At 66.1% G+C, this 392-nt stretch carries 1 protein-coding gene; it reads right to left on the bottom strand.

The features are described from left to right. On the bottom strand, positions 1 to 392 hold a 392-nt coding region (locus tag CTATCC11996_RS25755), incomplete at both ends, for an IPT/TIG domain-containing protein (protein ID WP_003080374.1).

The following is a 392-nucleotide window of genomic DNA, read 5'->3' as shown; positions in this document are numbered from 1 at the left end:
GGCACGTCAGCGCCCGGACCTTGGCTGTCGACGATGGCGGCATTGCCGGTGTCGGTGATGCCCGGGGGCAGCGCGGTGCCGCTGGCCGTGGTGCCGGTCAGCGTGGCTTGCAGGGTCAGCTTCTCGCTGCCTTCGAAGACGACGTCGTTGTTGGTCGGAACCGTGACGACGATGCCGCCAGTGGTGCCGGCCGGAACAGTGACGCTGAAGGTGCCATCGGCATTGGCCGTGACGGTGACCGGTTGGCCGCCGATGGTGACCTTGACGGTACCGATGTCGTTGGCCTCGATCTCGCCGCCGAGCTTGAAGGTCAGCGTGGTGTTGGCATCAACCGCCTTGCCCAGCGTGACGTTGAAGACGGCGTCGGAGCCTTCGTTGACATTGCCCGGATC

The organism is Comamonas testosteroni ATCC 11996, from assembly GCF_000241525.1.
GTDB lineage: Bacteria > Pseudomonadota > Gammaproteobacteria > Burkholderiales > Burkholderiaceae_C > Comamonas > Comamonas testosteroni.
The sequence above is the reverse complement of the archived record's forward strand: the minus strand, read 5'-3'. Positions and strand labels throughout refer to the sequence as shown.